Here is a 17875-nt window from a genome sequence, read left to right as displayed (position 1 = left end):
TGACCTCGCACCCGCGGTCCGCTGCGCGAAAGGTAGCGCAAGGAAACCGCACAGCAGCATACAGGTGGTGCCAATCACTCGGCCTTCCCTGCGCGATGGTTGGACGGCTTATGCCGTGCTCTCCCGGGAGCCGAGTTCCTTCTGGCCTCCCTCACGCTTGCGAAAGTCACCGACACCGCGCCGGTTGACGCGACTGCCGCATTCGCAAAGCACTTGACCGTAGCAACGACGGCCAGGACCACACGTCTATATTTTGGTGTTCGGTGAAACACGCCGAAACTAAGAACACTCTTTAAAATAAGGGCTTTTCGACTACCCTGATGCGGGCTGTTTCAGCGGGCTTCACCAAAATAAGGGCCCGGCCCTAAGCCTTTCAGCGTCCGCACGACAAACTGAAAGCCCCAAAGCCGAGCCCTTTGGTCCCAAGCCTTAGGAGCCGAAACCACATGGATAGTAACATCACCCCCTCCCCCGCCGGCAAGCGGGGCCGCAATAGCAGCGCCATTCTGACCGACCGCATGTGCGAGAAACGCGTTGCCAAACGGACCAAGCTCTACGACCGTAAGTGCCCTGGTCTGTACGTCAGCATCACCACGGCAGGGGTGGCGACCTTCTCGTTCAAGTTCACCGACCGGGAGACCGGCAAGCAACGCACCGGCTGGCTTGGCGTCTACAATGCTGAGACCTTCACGGTCGAGGACGCCCGTAGCAAGGTCTACGGCCTCAAGTCCATGGGCGGCGAGGCGCTTGCCGAGACCTTCCGCGACCAGAAGACCGCGACGGCCAAGCGCGGCAAGACCGTCGCCGAGATCATCGACGAGCGAATCACCTGGATGAAGACGCCGGTCAAGAAGCCGGACGGCGAAATGCGGCCCCGGCTGGAGAGCTGGGAGAACACGGCAAGCCACCTCGATCGCCTCATCCGGCCCCGTCTCGGCAAGAAATTGGCCATGGAGGTCACCAAGCACGACATCGCCACACTCTCGAACGACATCGTCGCAGGCAAGTTCGGCAAGCCCTCGGTCAGCAACGCGCGCCATATGCGCAAGGCGGCCTCGGGCCTGTTCACCTGGGCGGCGGAGGCAGGCCGCGACTATGTGACCGCCAGCCCCTGCGTCAACCTGCCAAAACTCGATCCCGAACATCCCCGCACCCGGGTCCTCTCCGAAGACGAGATCAAGACGTTCTGGCACGGGCTGGACCGCAACGACCTTCCCTACGACCGCCGGACCCGGCTCGCACTCAAGTTCGAACTGGTCACTATGCTGCGCTCGCGCGAACTGCTCGGCGCGCATCGGGATGAGCTGTTTGACCTCGACGGCGAGCATCCGCGCTTCGACGTGCCGCTCAAGCGGGTCAAGAAGCGGCGGGTGATCCAGCAGCCGTTATCCGATCTGACGGTCGAGATCATCAAGGAGGCGCTCGCCTCGGATGGTCAGCAGTTTGTCTTCGAGAGTCCCATGTACAAGGGCCAGCCGATCCACCGGAAAGCGATGGCCGACGCCCTGCGCGGCACCAAGCACGAGACGAACAAGGACAAAACCAAAACCGCTGGCCTCTGCGAGCTGCTCGGTCTCAAGCCGTTCACGCCCCATGACCTGCGCCGGACGGCAGCGACCCTGGCCGGCGACCTCGGCTTCGACGACGCATGGATTGCGAAGTGCCTCGACCACGCCGCGAGCAAGAAGGCCGAGCAGATCGTGCCGACGGTCACCGGCAAAGTGTACAATCACTCCAAGCGGATGAAGGAAAAGCGCGCGGTGCTGGACGGCGTCGCGGCCGAGCTGCGGCGGATCGTCGGCGGGCGGACATCGAGAAAGGACGCCAATATCGGACTTCACGTTGCGGCCTGATCTATCGCCCCGCCTGAGCTTCGATCAGGCGGGCTTCAATCAGTAGTTCTGCGGGAGTGCGTTCAAGCAGCATTCATCACAGTCCATCTAAGTCCCGCGCCGGGAGCGGCGCGGCTGATGATGGAACCTCCATGCCTATTCCGAGGGATGACTTTGACCCTGTTGCCACAGTTGTAGACTGGCTCGACGCCTGCCGGCGTGGAGACGTCAACGCGCTGCTCGATCTGTATGATGAGCGAGCGGTGCTTGAATGCGCCTGCGAAGGCGTCAGCCTGACTGGGCGAGAAGCAATCGCTGCCTACTGGTCACCTAAGCTCGAAACGAAGCGAGTACTCTCATTTTCGCTGGACGACGTGAGCCTGACGGGCCACGGCGTTCAAATCGACTATCAAAATTACGAAGGCAAGCCGGTTCGCGTTTATTTTCGGTTCGGTGTCTCAAACAAGATCATCTACACAAGCTGCGCACCCATGGCTCGGGCGGCCGCCCGAAGCTCCGTCAACTGAGATAACGGTCCGCGCGGCCGCAGAGTTGCGGCCATTGTAGCTCTATCGAGCAGCCCAGCCGGCACGTCCCTAGCCGGCGGCACACATCAGCCCTTCGGCAGACACTCCGCTGCTTCACTTCACCTTCGCTGCTTCATCGAGACACTTGTAACCTGAGCCGCCGCGCGCCATGCACTGGTCGAAGTGTTTTGTCTGCCGCGCTGCCGTTGGTCCAGCAGGCTGCAGCTTTCCGTTCTTATCGACGCATTCGTACAGCAGGCCGGGTGTGCGCAGCGAGCAGGGCATGCACGACTGCTGGGCTTGCACCGCGCCCACTCCGACCAGCAGCAGCATCATCACAAAACAGCTTTGCTATCACATCAAAGGGGGCCGAATCGATTCGCACGGAGTCAAGACGCTGTGAATAGGTCGAATAACTGCGGGGTGTTTCCCCCGGACTCCGCGTGGCGCGCGAATCTCTGTAGGGTGAGTAGGTCAGGCGAACTTGATTCGTCTGATGTCCGAGGCAGCTGACGGCCGACCGGCGTGCGATGAAACGGTTCACGTCGTAGCCGCCCGGCTGACGATGCGGCCGGATGCTCTTCGTTTGGATCACGGTTGCCCCGCGTTGCCCTCTCCGAGCACACCGTCGAGCGATCGGCCGGCGCGTTCATAAACGGGCCTCGTTGAGGTCGGCTTCGCGGCCAGGCAGCAGGGTCGAGGGAGCGATCACAGCGATACCAAGCTCCGTCCATGCAGACCAAGCCGGTAGACCCAAAGCAGAACACGACTGGTACCCGATCGTCGCGGTGCGCCGACGAAGCAGTGACGATGTCCATCGTGCTCATGTCCGAGACGTCGACTGTCCCGAATCCTGCACGGCTCAAAAGGCGAAGGCGTGCCGTCGGCGAGGATTGATCTAGATCAAGCGTCGCCCGGTTTCACGATTCAGATTCGGCGCAAATGGCTGGAGGGCATGCGCCATGGATACCGTCAGGTGGATGATCTCCACCGCTCCGGAAATCTTCCTGCTGCTTTCCATCGCCATCGGCACGGTGCTGGGCCGAGTCAAGATTCGTGGTTTCTCAATCGGAACGACAGCCTGCATACTGGTGGTGGCCGTTCTTATCGGTCAGCTCGGAACCTTTACATTCCCGTCGCTGCTGCGCGTGCTTCTGTTCAGCCTGTTTGTGTTCACGATCGGCTACCGGTCCGGCCCCGAATTCTTCGCCTCCTTGAGCATCCGCACCATGGCGCAGGTCGCCATGGCGCTCGTGCTCGGCGGCACGGGTCTCATCCTCGTTTTGATATTTGCATTCGCGTTCAAGCTCGATCCGGGCACGGCCTCGGGACTTGCCGCCGGTGGGCTGACGCAATCTTCCATCATCGGCACGGCGTCCGGAGCGCTCGCGCAAGTCGGCTTGTCCAGTGATGCTTTGAAGCAGCAAGAAGCAAACATCGCAGCCGGATACGCCGTCACCTATGTCCTCGGCTATATTCTCACACTCCTGTACGTGCCGTTTGTCGCACCGAAACTGATGCGGATCGATTTGAAGGCGGAGGCGGCGAAGCTGGAGGCGGAGCTTGCCGGCGGCAACCCGCCACAGAGTGAAAATCTGCACTATCGCAAATTCCAGGCGCGCGCCTACCGAGTATCGGCCGCCGCGGGACGCACGGTCAAGGACGTCGAAGAGGAAATCGGCAGCCGCACTGTCGTCGAGCGAATCGTGCGGCAGGGAGCCGATATCGAGCCGCGCCTCGACAGCATCCTCGAACCCGGCGACGACATCGTCGTCGCCGGGCGAACCGCTGCCCTCGTCGCGGCAAAGCCGGTCATCGGCAAGGAAATCGATGCCGACGAAATCCTGAAGGCAATTCCGGGCAATGTGATCGACGTCCTCGTCGACAGCCGCCATCTCCATGGCCGATCGATCAAGGAGATCGCTGAACGCGTCGGCAACGACGCACGCGGCGTCTATCTCCGCACGCTGACCCGGATGGGCCGCGAGGTCCCGTTGGGCCCGGACACCCGCGTCTATGTCGGGGACGTCATGACGCTCGTCGGCAGCACTCGCAACATCGAGCGTGCCGCCACGAAGGTCGGGCAGATACTGCGCTCCGGCGACCGCGCCGACATCGCCTTTCTCGCAACCGGCATCGCCGCGGGCCTCCTCGCGGGTCTCGTCAGCCTCAGGGTCGGCGGCATCCCGCTGACCTTGGGCGGCGGCGGCGGCGCGCTGATCGCTGGCCTCGTCTGCGGCTGGATGCGGTCGCGCCGGCCGACCATCGGAGCGTTACCACGCGCGGCACAGCAGACACTGAGCGATCTCGGGCTCGGTGGCTTCATCGCAGCCATCGGGCTCGGCAACGGAGCCGCGGCCTGGGCTGCGATACAGGCGCACGGGGCGTTGCTGGTGGGCATGGGCCCGGTCGTCACGCTGGTGCCGCTGATCGTCGCGACACTGTTTGCGCGCTATGTGTTGCACATGAATCCGGTCATCACCTGCGGGGCGCTGGCCGGCGCCATGACCGTCGATGCTGCGGTGACCGGAGCCTGCGAAGTCGCCGAGAGTCAGACCCCAGTTCTCGGCGTCGCAGTGCCCTACGCCATCGGCAACGTCGTCCTGACTGTGCTCGGCCCGATCATCGTGGCACTCACTTATACCGGCTGACGGAGGCGACGATGCGTACGCAGTTGGCCGCAATCTTCCGACCGCTCTTGACGGCTTTGGTTCTCCTTGCCGCCTTCGGCTTGCCGGCCCTCGCCGAAGACAATGTCCGTCTCCAGCGATCATCACCTTTGCAGCAGGTCGCGGCGGTCGCGTCGACGGCAAGCCCAACAACAACTGCGCGCCGGACAGACTGGTCGAAGCGACCGCGGATTTGGGCCGTACCTCGCGGGTGCCATGCTGTGGTTCTATATCGAGAACGACACGTTCTTTGGCCCGGCGTTGTCGAAGCGCATGCATGAGGCTTTCACTGCGGCCGGCGGCAGGGCCGATATCATCTGATGCCGCCCTTCGGCAATGAGGGGCATTTCCTCGTCGGCTCGACCGACACAATTCCGATGTGGTCACCGCTCGTCGAAAAATCCCTCGACGCGCATAAATAGTTACAGAGGCTGGCGCCTGGAGACGCAACCATGATCAACGCCCCTTCAACGCCATGGCCCGGGCACGCTCGCACCTTCCTGTTGATTTTGTTCGCAGCGGCCATTGCCGGACCAGCTTCGGTCCAGAACGCCGCGGCGCAAATGCAGGCCTCTGAGGCGAAGCCCGCCGAGATCGCCCCTCGCGGGCAGCGCGAAGCCAAAGACATCACCTTCGGAGACTGGCAGAAGCTCTATGTTGATCACTGTTGATCACGCTGATGACGGTGCCGAGGAACTGGACTGCCATCGCGTGCTCCCATGGCGGACTCGGCCATGCTCCTGGTTTCGTCGGTCAGCGATTGTTATCCGGCGAAGGGGATGATGAGACGCCTTGATGCAGATCAAGAGAGCGCGGCGGCCCATAGCCAACATCTCCCCGCTGCGGAGCGCGTTCGGTACGGATCCAGGCAACCGTCAGCTCCCAAGCCACCGACAGAATGATCGGTCCGATGAAGAGGCCGATGATGCCGTGGACGAGGGTTCCTCCGATCACCCCGATCAGGATGACGAGCGCGGGTGTGGTCAGGCCTCGCCCCATGACGAGCGGCTTTAGGATGTTGTCGAGCACCGATACGATCACGAGAAACACCGTCAGCAGAAGCGCGATCGGGAATTCCTTGTCAGTCCAGATCCAGATAATGACCGGCAGGATGACGATCGTTCCGCCGATCTGCACGATCGACAGCAATAGCACCACGAACGCCAGTAGTCCCGCGCTGGCGATACCGGCCAGCTTGAACCCAATGCCGGCGAGCAAGGATTGGACGATCGCGACGCCGATCACACCCTGCGCGACCGCACGGATGGTGGTACCCGCGAGGTCCAGAAAGTGCTCGCTCTGGTCGGGCACGATCCGTGACAGAAAGTCACGACCCGCGGCCACGAGTTGCGGGCCATATGGAAACAGGACGCCAGCCACGATCACGGACAGCAGGAACTTTACGGTCCCCACACCGGCATTGCCGGCAAATCCGAGCAAGGTCGTCGCGAAGGGCTTGAGATACGGCACCACTTCGCGCAGAAGCGAACGCAGATTGGTCGAGGCCTGATCCCAGAGATCGAAGAGCCGAGGCCCGACGAGTGGCCAATCCTTGATCGATTGAGGTGGCGACGGAACCAACACCTCGCCGGCGGTCATTTGGCCGGCAAGATCCCTGATCCCGTCGACTGCGCCCATGCCGAGCCACGTCGCGGGCCCAATGACAACGGCGAGACTGATAAGGGTTAGGATCGCTGCCGCAAGTTTCGGCCGGTCGCCGAGGATTTTGGCAAGGCGCTCAAACACCGGATTAAGCGCGACGGCGAGCACGACACTCCAGGCCAGGATTGGCACGAACGGACGGATCAGGAGCAGTGTCCAGACGATCAGGACCGCGAGCAACCCCAGCCGGATCACAAGCTGGATGACCTCGTCTCCGGAGATGATCTGGCGGAGTGTTCTCACGGACGCGCCTTCAGCCTTGGCCACGCATGTTGCGGGTGAGTGAGCTAGTTCCCCCTCTCGCGCGGAGGTCTTGATCCAGATCAAGCGACCACGACCGGCCGGGAGGCCCATGGGCGGGATCGGGCAAGTGCGTCGCCCGGCCTCTCGACACCGGAGTCCGCATGTCGGTCACCAGTGCACGAGAGCGCTTGCGCGACGGCAGTCCGGTCGAAGTTCGCGCGCTTCGGCCGGAGGACGAGGCCGACATGCTCCCCGCACTAGACCAAGCGAGCCCGCAGTCGTTGCAGCGCCGATTTTTTGCGATGAAGAGCCATTTCAAGGAGCGCGCCTTCTTCATGGACGTCGATTTTAAGAATCATATCGCCTTGGTTGCGCGCGCGGAGGAAGCAGGCCGGAAGGCTGTGGTTGGCGGCTGCCGATATATTGTCTCCGAGCCCGGCCGGGCCGAGATGGCTTTCATGGAGGTCAATGCATGGCAGGGGCGCGGCGTTGGCTCGATGCTAATGCGGCACCTCGTCGACATCGCGAGGGAAACGGGACTGAAGGAATTGACGGCGGAAGTCCTGCCCGAGAACACATCAATGTTGAAGGTCTTCGGCAGGTTCGGGTTTAGGTCGGCTGCGCGGCGAGATCCACAGACAGACCTGGTAGCATGCTTTCCATGGGATTTTGCCCTCCCCCGAGGCCGCACCAAGTTTCCGTTGCAGGGACGCGCGCGCAACCGATCACTCCGCAAGCGCGCGATAAACTGACGCGTGGCCTATCTTGAGGGCCTTTGCAATGGCAGACGGGCCAGCGCCGCTGGCCTTCATTTGCCACTGTGTTCGCCGTATTGGTTGGCGGCTGGATGTTCCGCTACGAGCCAATCGGGCAAGGCTTCGAACACAGAAACCGCTTCACGGGCGCGACCAGTAGAGTTTCCTTGGAATGCTGGACAGATAAAGATTAGGCCGCCACTTGGACATTGCTTCTCCGCGGCCGCCTCAGTTGGCGGCCTTTTCGGCTAGGCGAGACTGGCCGAGCAGTGCGGCCCCGTGTGTATGCCGCCATCGCGATACACGTTAACTCGCCGTCGCTCAACTTCTCTACGCGACGCGAATCGCTCATCCCGTCCGGCTCGTTGATACGCCATCACGCAAGCTCGGATGGCACCTCGACTTTGGCCCGCCATTTCCCGGGGTCTACCGGTTGGCAACCAGTTGCACCGTTGGACGTCCACCGTTTAGCGCTCTGAGTTGGGTTATGTATTCTTCAGGCTTCAACAAATGGAATGGAGCCTTCAAGCCCATAAAACTCGCTATGCGACCGATGAAATTGGTGCAGTTGGTTGTTCCCGCGTTCCACACCGGCGAGGTCGCCTGAAGACGCTTGATGTAAGCAAATACCTTTTTGGCGTCAGCCTCATTCAAGTAGACTCGATAACTGGCTGTCAAATATTGCTCATCGAGGTCACCATAGCTCGCGCCGGTTTCAGAAGGCACAAACATGAGATGTCCCAATACGTACGGCAGCGTGTCACCTGCTGGATGCAGGCCGGCAACTTCAACCGCCCTTTGGCTCGTCTTGCCGTACCAGACAAATGCGTGTCCGTAGGATGCAGCAGTGCGGGCGCGAAAATCGACGTAGTAGGGTCCTTTAACTGAAGATACCCGGGCCGGCTTTGCATCCGACGTGGCTGGCGAGCTGCTTGGCGCAGCTGCGGCCGGTTTCGTAGCGGAGTTGATTGAAGTCTTGGGGGCAGTGTCCGGTCGCTGCTGAAGATCAGCGCGCCCCGCGAGTTGCTGTGCACTAGCGCTTCCCACGGAAGCCGCAAAGATTGCGACCCCGACAATAAGTCGCAGATCGCGGTATTCCCAGATCACCCTTGCCACGTTCAACCCTTCTTGGACCCACCACAGCCCAAGCCAAAACATTATTGAAGGTGAACGCCTCCGGCCCCCGACGGGCCGAAGGCGCTTGAATCTGCGGGATTAGCCCTTGGTGACTAACGGAGCCGGCGCCGGAGCCTTGCCGATCGGGTATTTGCCGACTGGAGTTTTGCCGACGGGATATTTACCAACCGGCGCGGTCTGGACGACGGGCTGCGGACGAGGCAGATCCGCGGCAACTGCCGCTCCCACCAAAGCCAAAGACGCAGTACCCGCAATTACGAATTTCAGCATCAATCTCCCCTGAAGTTGCCCGCTACCCCTTACCGATTCTGAACCTAGCCGGACGCTCTACCCACACAACAAATAGATGCCCGTGCGGACAGTCGCGCGATCCCTTTTTTGGCGAATGTTGCAGAAGGGGCACGCTTTCTTTCAGCATATTGATGGGAAAATCCTACCGGTCCGCTCCGCGTAGACCCGGTAGCTGTCACCGAAAGTTTCCAACATCATTCGCTCTTCCTTGCCGACGCAACCAAAGAACAAGATCCCGAAGCCGGCCAGGCCCGCGAAACCGGCAATCCAAGCAATGCCTGGGCGATAGCCCACAGCCAAAATGCCGAATACATCGGTGTCGAACTTTCCGATAAATCCCTTCCGTCACGAGTTCATGATTCTCCCGCACGTCGAGACTTATCGACCAATTCCGGCCGAGTGCACGGTGGGTCAGGTGAAACACGCCCAGAGCTGCAATCGCAAAGAGAGACCCCAGCCAAGCCAGGGAGGATAGAAGCTGCGATCTGCAAAATGAGGTATTCCTGTCGCTACGTAGACGAGCGGAACAAGTCCAAGTCCCGAAAGAGATATGAGCAGGAGCGCAGTTTCCAGGGGCCGCGAGCGCTCCACACAACCCTCGCACGACGAGAACGCCGCGCGTACTTGTAGCGTACCCAGCCGATCACCAACGCGACGAGAATGACTTTTGAAATGGTGGGCGTCATTTGAATCAGGCTGCCGCGCCCGGACTTCCCAGCAGTTCGCTTGCTGACGGCGGCACGCTCGCAATAAGTCCTCCGTCGTCAGCGATCATCGACGCGGCGCCATCCGGGGCGAGCGTCTGGGATTTGGCTGAAATAGGTCCGCATGTGAGCATGAAGTAGTCATACGATGTTCGCCTATCATTTCCACTGACGAACTGCCGTGCATACGGGAGAAATTGAGAGGATGCGTCGATACATGTCGTCGTCAAGCATTCGGCTAAGTCTCACGACCCTGACGGCATGTCTCACACGGGCCAACTCAAGACCATACCGGCTTCGTCCTGCTTTCTCTCATCCGCGGAGTTGCGTGGCAAGAACACTCCAAGAAACCTACGGACCGACCGTTCACGACTAAGCCAGTGGCTGGAAAACTGGTGCGGCTTGCCGGTGTCCGGTAGCCCGGCGCTGGCGGCGCGCTGTAGGGCCTTCTAATGGCCTCACCCTTGACGCCGGTTCTGTGTCGTCGTGGCGACGGATGCCTAGCACAGCGAAATGACGCGACGTGCCAACTCTACGAACCCACAGACCAAGAAAAAGGACGTGGTGTGGCTCGCGCTCAACAGTCGCACGCCATCCGCTTCAACGAACACCTGACCGGCGGCGGACCCGACGATCTTCAAGCACGTCTGCCAGATGGGGCTGGAAGGGATCGTGTCGAAGCGGACGGCGGACTATCGAAGACGTGGCTCAAGTCGAAAGAACTCGGCGAGCGAGGCGGTGCGCCGGGAGCGCGTGGAGGATGGCGTTAGTCTCGGCGCACCCCGGCCTTCATAGTTCTGCCCAAATGGAAAACCCGACGAAGGCGAGTACAGCCACGCTGAGAACGATAATCGTAATCGCCCCCACTTCGATAATGGAAAGCCGTCTTGCCATGCGCCAATTTTTTCGGCAGTCGAGCGACAGCGTTGATCTGGATTATGTGCGGCGACCATCACGCCCAGCAGCCGCTCCATCAGCGGCTTCGGGCAACCTTGATCGCAGAATGCCGCTAGTGACAGTTTCGGGTCGTCTCAGCCTTCGTGGTTGCACCGCTTAAACCATCGGCGCGCTAGCAAGTCATTCCGGTCGCACATCTGCGGACGGCTCGACGGGTATGGCGGACGGTGGTTCTTGCGACGCACACACCGTTAACTCGTGTCCTACCCGCGCCGCAGGCAGCAGCGACTTCAGTGATCATGCCGTTGGGCGGAGGAGTAATCGGCGCAGGTGTCATGGCTTGCGCCGATACTGCGACCGATAAGGCGAAGCCGGCAATAGCAATCAACCTGATCATTCTGCACCTCCCTTAACCGTCCAAACATCCCGACCTCTCACGGCAGGGGATGGGACCGGCTCTCGTGTGAAAGCATGCGAGCTTCCGGCGCTGGCCGTTGGAAGGCTTGAGATAGATCAAGGTCTTTCTCCGTTTAAAATGGCGCATATTACCGCGGTGATAGGTAAACTCCGGGTAGGCGTATGGGGCGCTATATCGACGAAATCCTACAGCCTGGCGAAAGGGTGCTGTATTCGACCAACGAACACTGGGTGTACTTTCTGCCTGCAATCGGGGCGTGGATCGCGGCGGTCGCATTTCTGGTGCTGTGGCGCTTGGCCGCCGTCGACGCGCTGACGTTGGTTTACTTGGTATTGGCGGCGGTCGCTGGGCTTGCGGCCTCGTACTGGACGGCGACGGCTTGGTTCCACCGCTGGACCACCGAGACCGACGTTACCAACATGCGGGTCGTCCACAAGGCCGGTTTCATTAAGAGGCGGACCTTTGAGATGAGCCTCGACAAGGTTGAGAGCGTCGATGTCAATCAAAGCGTTCTTGGCCGCCTTTTGAACTATGGCGACCTCACCATTCAGGGCGTCGGCGAGGGTACGCAAACCATTTCCACCGTTAGTTCGCCTCTCGCGTTTCGCAGCGCCATCACGACAAGACCGGTTGGCACGTAAATCGCGGCATGGTTTGACAGCCGCCGCCCCAACAACGCCCCCGGAGCCCCCCGCGCTGGCGATTTTGCGGCGGCGCTCGCGGGGGACCCGGTGGCGCTGCGGCTCTGCCTTGACCGGATTATCCTGCCCCAAAGATCAACTCGTGGCGTTCGCGCTGCCGCCCATCAATCATCGTCAGCTTTCCGCGCGGAAACCCATCTTCGCCCCTCATTTGGCGAGCAAGCCCGAGGTGGCGCCCGTTGCAGCGTTGAGCCACCACAGCCGTAGCCCCAGCCACTCGCGCGAATGTGAATTGATCTGAAGCAATGGGCTTTGTCTGGCTTCGATACGCTGATGCGATGGAGTCGATCCGTAAGGAAATTCTGATGCGCATTCCAACTTTGGCGATTTGGGCAACGATCTCGGTTTTGGCGGCCGCGCCAACTCAGGCCCAAACATATGGCGGGAATGCTCCGATCTGCCTACAACGTTGGTACTGGGGCGGAGGCGAAACTTTCTACTGCGGCTATAGCTCGATGGCGCAGTGCCACGCCAATGCATCGGGCCTCTCCGCCATGTGCGTTACCAATCCATATTTTGCAAACGCACAAGGGCCACGGGAACCAGCCTATCGGCAGCCTCGTCGCGCCTACTAGATCGGACAGGGGCGCGACGACTCGGGTTGAGATGGCTGACGCCTCTGGAGAGCCCGCCCCTCGATCCGATCTCGCACGAGCCGCATACGCTGGCGCTGAAGCGAAAATCCGCTGATGGAGGCCTGCGGCGCTGTAGGTGCATCGATCTGCGACAACCAAACGACTGAACGGGTATGAAATCCGGACAATTCTTGATCTTCAGTGTGACCGCGGCCGTAAAGAGGCCAAACGGACCCAGCGTCCTTTGGCAGTCATCTCACTGTTGTCAGCGTCGGCTACACGACCGACATGAGCTACGATCCATCCACGATAGCCACATTGCGCCGCGCGTTGGACGAGGTGCTGCTTGACGCCCGTTTCCATCAGCGGAAGTCGGCTTCGGCGCTTGAAATTGCTGAACATCTTCTGGCGCGTGCGGCGGACGGAGAACGGGACCTAGAGCGCCTGAAATGCTCGGCTTTCAAGAAATTAATCGGCGATGCCGCGCGCTTGCCGAGCTGGACTGCGTAGCGATCTCAAGACTCTTGCGGGCAGCTCTTGGGGATCGGTAAGGTCGATCGACGGCGACTTTCACTTGACGGCCTTAGTTCTCCTTCGGCGCCACGCGCCACGATCCTCAGCGCGTCATCCGGCAGCGGACGTTGCTCGGAGAAGCTGTTAGCCAGGACAAGGCGGCGGTTCTCCGGCTTCAGGCAGCCTGGCCAGTGCGGTGACGGCATTGCGGATGTTGGTGACCGGTGGCCCGCCGAACTTTGGTGGCGGCGGCATGCCCCAGCGCATCATGGCCAGCTCGCGGCCGGTGTCAGTGTTGCCGGGTAACCCGGAAACACGACCGGCATCGGTGCGAGGTTGCCGGCATAGCGGTTGACGACGCGAAACAGCGCGATGATCGCGGCTTGGTTGGTTGTGATGCTGTAGAGGTTTCACGTGCGCTTTGCGGACTACCGCTTCTTAAAGTCCGTTAGCTTGCGCATGTAGTAACCCTGTCTCTGAACGGCGAGCTTAATGTCCTCGCTGACGCTCGCTACTTCTAGCGCAATGCCCACCCGGCGGTGAGGCAGAATTCTTTCAGCATGGGGCAAGCCAGTAATGGAGCAAGTTCATGAAAAAGATGCATCTAACAAAACTTGCAATTGCGGGCTCAACTGTCGCATGCGCGGCACTGTTCTCGTTTAGCTGGTCTGAACAACGCGGTGTCTCTATGTCAGTCGAGAGTGCCCAAGCACGGGTCGGTCGACCACTGACCCCAATGAGCGTTGCAGGTGTTGCTCGCCGGCAAGACCGACGGGCTGCGTACCGGTATGGAGCCGAGGTAGTCGGCGCTAGCGTCGCCGGCGCGGCCGCCGTCGGCGGCGGCTACATCTCCCAACTGGGGATGGGGAGGCGGCCCTTACTACACAGGCGGAGCTCGGGCAGCCAACGCCTACTATGCGGCGTCCACGGCCAGCTCCAGCAATGGCTGGTACATAACTCCTACCGGCATGGCCTGCACATCGGAGACTTTGGTCACAGGCACCAACGGTTTGCCGTTCCGCTGCCCGTAAAACACACGCGAAGGCCGGTGAAGCGGGCATCGACTTCGGCGCGTCAGCATACCAGCGACGTTATGGCACCCTGATCTGCTGCAGACTAGCGGAATTGATCGCACGCCCGGCACACCGAGTCAGCAAGGAAACGACTAGGAGGCGGTCCAAACGGCTGCCTCCTGATCAAGCTCTTTCTGATTCTGCACGCGGATTGATGTTTCCTTTCAAAGGGCACCAACGGAGGGTGACGGTGATCAGGTTATTGGCTGTCCATCGCGATATCGATGCAGGTGATGCCACGCGCGCCGATTCAACCAGACGGCTTCATCACGCGTTGGAAAATAGATGACAGCAATTTGGTGGCCTGCTCCTGAAGCCGAGAAGTCCCCTCGAAACGAAGACGCTCCATGGCCGAAAAGTTGTGTTGAATGCTACCGCGGGCCACGATGTTGGTTTATGCACCAAGGCTAGGGGCCCGCCGGCAAATCCTCTATCGACGCACTCCGACGCGATTAACGCCGCCATTGGCATTACCGCCGACGTTATGACGGACTGCAGCGCGCGCAACGGGCCGTGGCCGGAGGGCAACGCCAGCCCGGGCAACGCAACCCACCGGATAGTCGACGTACTGGCAATACACGATCGCGCGGGCCGGTGATGGAGCAAGCGTGGCCCCTGCAAGTCCCAGAAGTGCGCTGGCAGCGATTCCTGTAACCGTCACTGACTTTATCGAAAGTCGCATCTTAGCCTTCATGATGTCCTCCTAAGGGTAGCAGAAGCCGCATTCCTACGGCTTACGATAGCGTGTGCCCGGACACATGAGCGACATTGACGTACATCAAGGGTGAACTGGGCTGTGCGTTAACTCCGTCGAACATCCTCCGTGTTCCCTACCGCCCGTCGCCTGGTTTACTGACAGCACCAACCGCGATCTTGATTCAGATCAACCAGCTTCATGATACCCGCACCAAAACAAGAGACCGACTGGGCTAGGGCAATTAGTTGGTGCGTGCGATGACGCCGACTTGGTATGTCACCTTCGAGGTTCGTAAACGCGGCACGCTGCCGAAGCAGCGGAGCCCTCGGGAAACAAGGACCTTCGCTACGGAAGCAGAGGCCAAGGCATTCGTTCGTGCAAAGCTCGACGAAGGTCTCGTTGTATTTGCGGGCACGATCAATCCGCATGTCCCCAGGCAACTCATTCCGTCGCCCCGCATCCAAGCTTGGCTTGTCGATGAACAATGGAACGCTGAGCCAGATACAGGTCCCGACGCGGAATAAGCACGTTCCCATGCACATACACCGCTCTCAAGTGGTGCCATCTTGTTACGGGCTTAGGGTCTCATCGCTCTTAGACTTGTGGACGTTCGTAGCACTTCATAAGAGCTCGCGTTCTCTGAACGAGAGAAATCTGAGCGAGGGGATAGGGACGCTGAAAAGGCCTTCGATGGCTGCGCTCAGTCTCGCAGCGCTGAGCATGACGGCTCCTGCCATGGCCGCCGATATGGCCGTCAAGGCGGCGCCGCCGGCACCGGTGGTGGCGATCTACAACTGGAGCGGATTCTACATTGGCGCCAACGGAGGCTGGGGGCAGAGCCATGGTTGCGTGGATTTCCTGACGCCCGCCGGGACAGTCGCAGGTGGTTGCGCTGATCGTTCGGGCGGCCTTGTTGGCGGGCAGATCGGGTACCGCTGGCAAACGAACCAGTCTGTGCTCGGCTTGGAGGCGCAGGGCGACTGGGCCGAGATCAAGAACACACGCGTCAGCTTGATCGATCCATTGATCTCAACCACAGGCAAGATTGATGGCATTGGGCTGTTCACGGCTCAATTCGGATGGGCATGGAAAGCGTCGCTGTTCTATGTGAAGGGTGGCGCTGCGGTGACGCGCAATCGCTTTGATGTCTTCAACAACCTCACCGGAGTCGGCCTGACTCCGCAGGTCACACGCGCTGGGGCGGTGCCCTCGGTGTCGGCTGGGAATACGGTTTCTCGCCGAATTGGTCGTTCGGCATCGAATACGACCATCTCTGGATGGGGCGTGACAACACGTCCTTCGCGGGCGTGGTCACGCCAGGGGGCATCACCCTTCTCGGCAACGGGGTCAGTCAGGATGTGGACATGGTCACACTTCGGTTGAACTATCGTTTCGGCGGTTATTCGGCACCGGTCACCGCTCGCTATTGAACCGTACTTCCGCGCAGATTAGAGGTCCCGGCATGGCACCGGGGCCGCTCAATTAGGAACGGCAAAGGGTCTTCGCTTCGACCCGGCTGTCAATTCTGACGATCGAAGCCGGCGAGTTGCTGCCGGTCCAACAGTACGATCTGGCGGTGGGTGGCACCGATGAAGCCGAGGATGCCAAGCTTGCTCAGATGCGATAACGCCCGCGAAACGGTTTCCAGCTTGAGTCCAAGGTAGTCCGCGATATCACGCCGTGACATTGGCAGTGCCAAAATGCCGGCGTCGGTGAGCCGCTCGTCCATCTCAAGGATGAAGGCCGCGACGCGCTCGATCGAAGTTTTGCGTCCAAGGAGCAGCATATGGTCTTCCGCATGCTTCAGATTGCTGGTGGTCATGCGGAGCAGATGCTTGGCCAGCGCGCCATCACTGCCGGAAATTACATCGAGATTCTGTCGCCGAATGAGGCGAACCGTCGTGTCCACGACGGCTTCTGCCGTAGAACGGTGCAGGCTTCCATTCTCCAGTCCGAAGATATCGCCGGAAACGTAAAAGGCGCCGATTTGCCGGCGGCCATCACGAAGCAGCTTGTAGCTTCGTACCGCGCCTGACTTGACCTGATAGACATAATCGGCGGGTTCCTTTTCGCCGTAGATCTTGTTGCACTTCCGATAGGTAAGTTGGCTCAGGCTGACGATCGGATTGGTTTCGGTCGGTATCCCCAGTTCGCAAAGGGAGTGCGGATGAGGCACCGACACTGAGGTGATATGCATCAGCATTGGACCCATTCCTTAATCTTGTGATGATGGGCCTGGTAACCGTGCAATTCCGGTGCCGGGTTAGGGGCGTGCATGGTGACAAGATTTTCAGGGATAGTGCATTCTCGGTATTGTCCTAAAGTTCATTGCACCAAAGAACAACAATGCCCGAGTTTGGATCTGTTTGGTTGCGGCGCTGCGGCGCAGAAATCTGCCATCGGTCTGCAGCTTAAGACCGGCGCTACGGTGATTGTTGGTGGACGTGTTCAATTTGCTCCCCGACGCTTCCCCAATCCGAGAGCCTGAACACGCCGGTCGCGGCCGCCTGCGGAGTGGGCAGAACGCGGATCAACGGCGTCTGCGTTGCAAGGACGACGATCCGCCAAACCCGGCGTGCAGTGCGCAGGTGTCTCCGTTGGCAGGGAAATGTCTGTGCGATGTACGAATAGGAGCCGCGAGACTCGGCGTTTGGATCTTATCCGGACGCCGATCACCAGGTTCTGAAGCCGAACCAGCCGAACTGTCCTTGTCGTGCCGCCAGAAGCATCTGCGGCTGGACGTTTCGCCTCGGTCGAGCCGCAACATGCAACATCTTGCGTTGTCGCTTGCGATCGACGGTTTCAGGCGGGCGTGTATCCTGTTTCGGCAGCATCGCGAAAGAATTCGCCACCGCCGGGCTCAGTGGGACGGTAACGGGCGGTTCGGCCACATCCGATGAAGTTGCGACCTCGGTCGCCTCGGCCACGGGCACAGCGGCGACGATCACCGGCGACTGGGTATCGAAGACAATACGCTCGGGCCATTTGCGATCTGAGTGGATAAGTATGGCCGGCCGGTCCGCAGCCGCCTGATCGACGGTCGGGGCCCTCGGCAGCCAATAATCTGCAACAAAGAGCAGTGCGAGCAACACTGCTCCGACCTTCCAGAAATATGCCGCCAGTGGCATGCCGGTCGCTCCGGTGCGCCCCGAAACATTGACCTGGGCTCTACGTCGTCTGT

Annotated in this window: 16 protein-coding genes and 3 pseudogenes; 11 read left to right on the top strand and 8 right to left on the bottom strand. The window is 60.4% G+C overall.

Annotated elements, in window-relative coordinates; genetic code table 11:
• Window positions 1–446 precede the first annotated feature (446 nt).
• Complete coding sequence (locus AB7290_RS08175) at window positions 447–1853, top strand: tyrosine-type recombinase/integrase (RefSeq protein WP_085405591.1); 1407 nt, start codon at window positions 447–449, stop codon at window positions 1851–1853.
• Between the two features lie 131 nt (window positions 1854–1984).
• On the top strand, window positions 1985–2359 hold the full coding sequence (locus AB7290_RS08170; RefSeq protein ID WP_085405590.1) for a YybH family protein: 375 nt from the start codon (window positions 1985–1987) through the stop codon (window positions 2357–2359).
• Window positions 2360–2473: 114 nt separating this feature from the next.
• Here the strand turns inward: AB7290_RS08170 and AB7290_RS08165 are convergent, their stop codons facing one another.
• A complete protein-coding gene (locus tag AB7290_RS08165) occupies window positions 2474–2695 on the bottom strand; it encodes a hypothetical protein (protein WP_085405589.1) in 222 nt (73 codons plus the stop codon).
• A gap of 626 nt (window positions 2696–3321) precedes the next feature.
• Here AB7290_RS08165 and AB7290_RS08160 point away from each other — a divergent pair.
• The 3 genes and pseudogenes from AB7290_RS08160 to AB7290_RS08150 all read left to right on the top strand — a co-directional run bounded on the left by AB7290_RS08160 (window position 3322) and on the right by AB7290_RS08150 (window position 5699).
• A complete protein-coding gene (locus AB7290_RS08160) occupies window positions 3322–5010 on the top strand; it encodes an aspartate:alanine exchanger family transporter (RefSeq protein ID WP_441253372.1) in 1689 nt (562 codons plus the stop codon).
• 115 nt (window positions 5011–5125) lie between these two features.
• Window positions 5126–5450 (top strand): annotated as a pseudogene (locus tag AB7290_RS08155) (dienelactone hydrolase); the annotation flags it as partial.
• A 30-nt stretch (window positions 5451–5480) separates the two neighbouring features.
• Window positions 5481–5699, top strand: a complete 219-nt coding sequence (locus AB7290_RS08150) for a hypothetical protein (RefSeq protein WP_441253371.1) — start codon at window positions 5481–5483, stop codon at window positions 5697–5699.
• Between the two features lie 82 nt (window positions 5700–5781).
• Here AB7290_RS08150 and AB7290_RS08145 read toward each other — a convergent pair whose 3' ends face one another.
• Complete coding sequence (locus tag AB7290_RS08145) at window positions 5782–6933, bottom strand: AI-2E family transporter (RefSeq protein WP_245344286.1); 1152 nt, start codon at window positions 6931–6933, stop codon at window positions 5782–5784.
• 161 nt (window positions 6934–7094) lie between these two features.
• Between AB7290_RS08145 and AB7290_RS08140 the strand changes: the two genes are divergently transcribed.
• Window positions 7095–7685 (top strand): GNAT family N-acetyltransferase, encoded by a 591-nt coding sequence (locus tag AB7290_RS08140; protein WP_085405586.1) that lies wholly within the window; start codon window positions 7095–7097, stop codon window positions 7683–7685.
• 429 nt (window positions 7686–8114) lie between these two features.
• Here AB7290_RS08140 and AB7290_RS08135 read toward each other — a convergent pair whose 3' ends face one another.
• Together AB7290_RS08135 and AB7290_RS08130 are read right to left on the bottom strand one after the other, a co-directional pair.
• On the bottom strand, window positions 8115–8735 hold the full coding sequence (locus tag AB7290_RS08135) for a hypothetical protein (RefSeq protein WP_434057417.1): 621 nt from the start codon (window positions 8733–8735) through the stop codon (window positions 8115–8117).
• A 168-nt stretch (window positions 8736–8903) separates the two neighbouring features.
• Entirely contained in the window at window positions 8904–9095 is a 192-nt protein-coding gene (locus AB7290_RS08130) for a hypothetical protein (RefSeq protein ID WP_085405585.1), read from the bottom strand.
• Between the two features lie 2201 nt (window positions 9096–11296).
• On the opposite strand from AB7290_RS08130, the gene AB7290_RS08125 reads away from it, so the two are divergent.
• From AB7290_RS08125 to AB7290_RS08115, 3 genes are all read left to right on the top strand, one after another.
• Window positions 11297–11776 carry a PH domain-containing protein gene (locus tag AB7290_RS08125; protein WP_085405584.1) on the top strand — a complete coding sequence of 160 codons (480 nt, stop codon included), beginning with the start codon at window positions 11297–11299 and terminating at the stop codon, window positions 11774–11776.
• A gap of 305 nt (window positions 11777–12081) precedes the next feature.
• A complete protein-coding gene (locus tag AB7290_RS08120; protein ID WP_441253370.1) occupies window positions 12082–12411 on the top strand; it encodes a DUF3551 domain-containing protein in 330 nt (109 codons plus the stop codon).
• 288 nt (window positions 12412–12699) lie between these two features.
• On the top strand, window positions 12700–12921 hold the full coding sequence (locus AB7290_RS08115; RefSeq protein ID WP_038946060.1) for a hypothetical protein: 222 nt from the start codon (window positions 12700–12702) through the stop codon (window positions 12919–12921).
• A 116-nt stretch (window positions 12922–13037) separates the two neighbouring features.
• Here the strand turns inward: AB7290_RS08115 and AB7290_RS08110 are convergent.
• Both AB7290_RS08110 and AB7290_RS08105 read right to left on the bottom strand, forming a co-directional pair.
• A pseudogene (locus tag AB7290_RS08110) lies at window positions 13038–13250 on the bottom strand (SOS response-associated peptidase); the annotation flags it as partial.
• 1177 nt (window positions 13251–14427) lie between these two features.
• Complete coding sequence (locus tag AB7290_RS08105) at window positions 14428–14691, bottom strand: hypothetical protein (protein ID WP_085398219.1); 264 nt, start codon at window positions 14689–14691, stop codon at window positions 14428–14430.
• A 260-nt stretch (window positions 14692–14951) separates the two neighbouring features.
• Between AB7290_RS08105 and AB7290_RS08100 the strand changes: the two genes are divergently transcribed.
• Both AB7290_RS08100 and AB7290_RS08095 read left to right on the top strand, forming a co-directional pair.
• A complete protein-coding gene (locus AB7290_RS08100) occupies window positions 14952–15218 on the top strand; it encodes a hypothetical protein (RefSeq protein ID WP_071913258.1) in 267 nt (88 codons plus the stop codon).
• A gap of 166 nt (window positions 15219–15384) precedes the next feature.
• Window positions 15385–16124: pseudogene (locus AB7290_RS08095) on the top strand (outer membrane protein).
• 89 nt (window positions 16125–16213) lie between these two features.
• Here the strand turns inward: AB7290_RS08095 and AB7290_RS08090 are convergent.
• Together AB7290_RS08090 and AB7290_RS08085 are read right to left on the bottom strand one after the other, a co-directional pair.
• Entirely contained in the window at window positions 16214–16897 is a 684-nt protein-coding gene (locus AB7290_RS08090) for a helix-turn-helix domain-containing protein (protein ID WP_085398221.1), read from the bottom strand.
• 469 nt (window positions 16898–17366) lie between these two features.
• Window positions 17367–17822: a hypothetical protein gene (locus AB7290_RS08085; protein ID WP_439037048.1), complete on the bottom strand. Its 456-nt coding sequence runs from the start codon at window positions 17820–17822 to the stop codon at window positions 17367–17369.
• Window positions 17823–17875 lie beyond the last annotated feature (53 nt).

Source organism: Bradyrhizobium sp. 613_E4_N2_2, assembly GCF_052075995.1.
GTDB classification, from domain to species: Bacteria; Pseudomonadota; Alphaproteobacteria; order Rhizobiales; family Xanthobacteraceae; genus Bradyrhizobium; species Bradyrhizobium barranii.
This window is presented reverse-complemented; position numbering and strand designations above follow the sequence as displayed.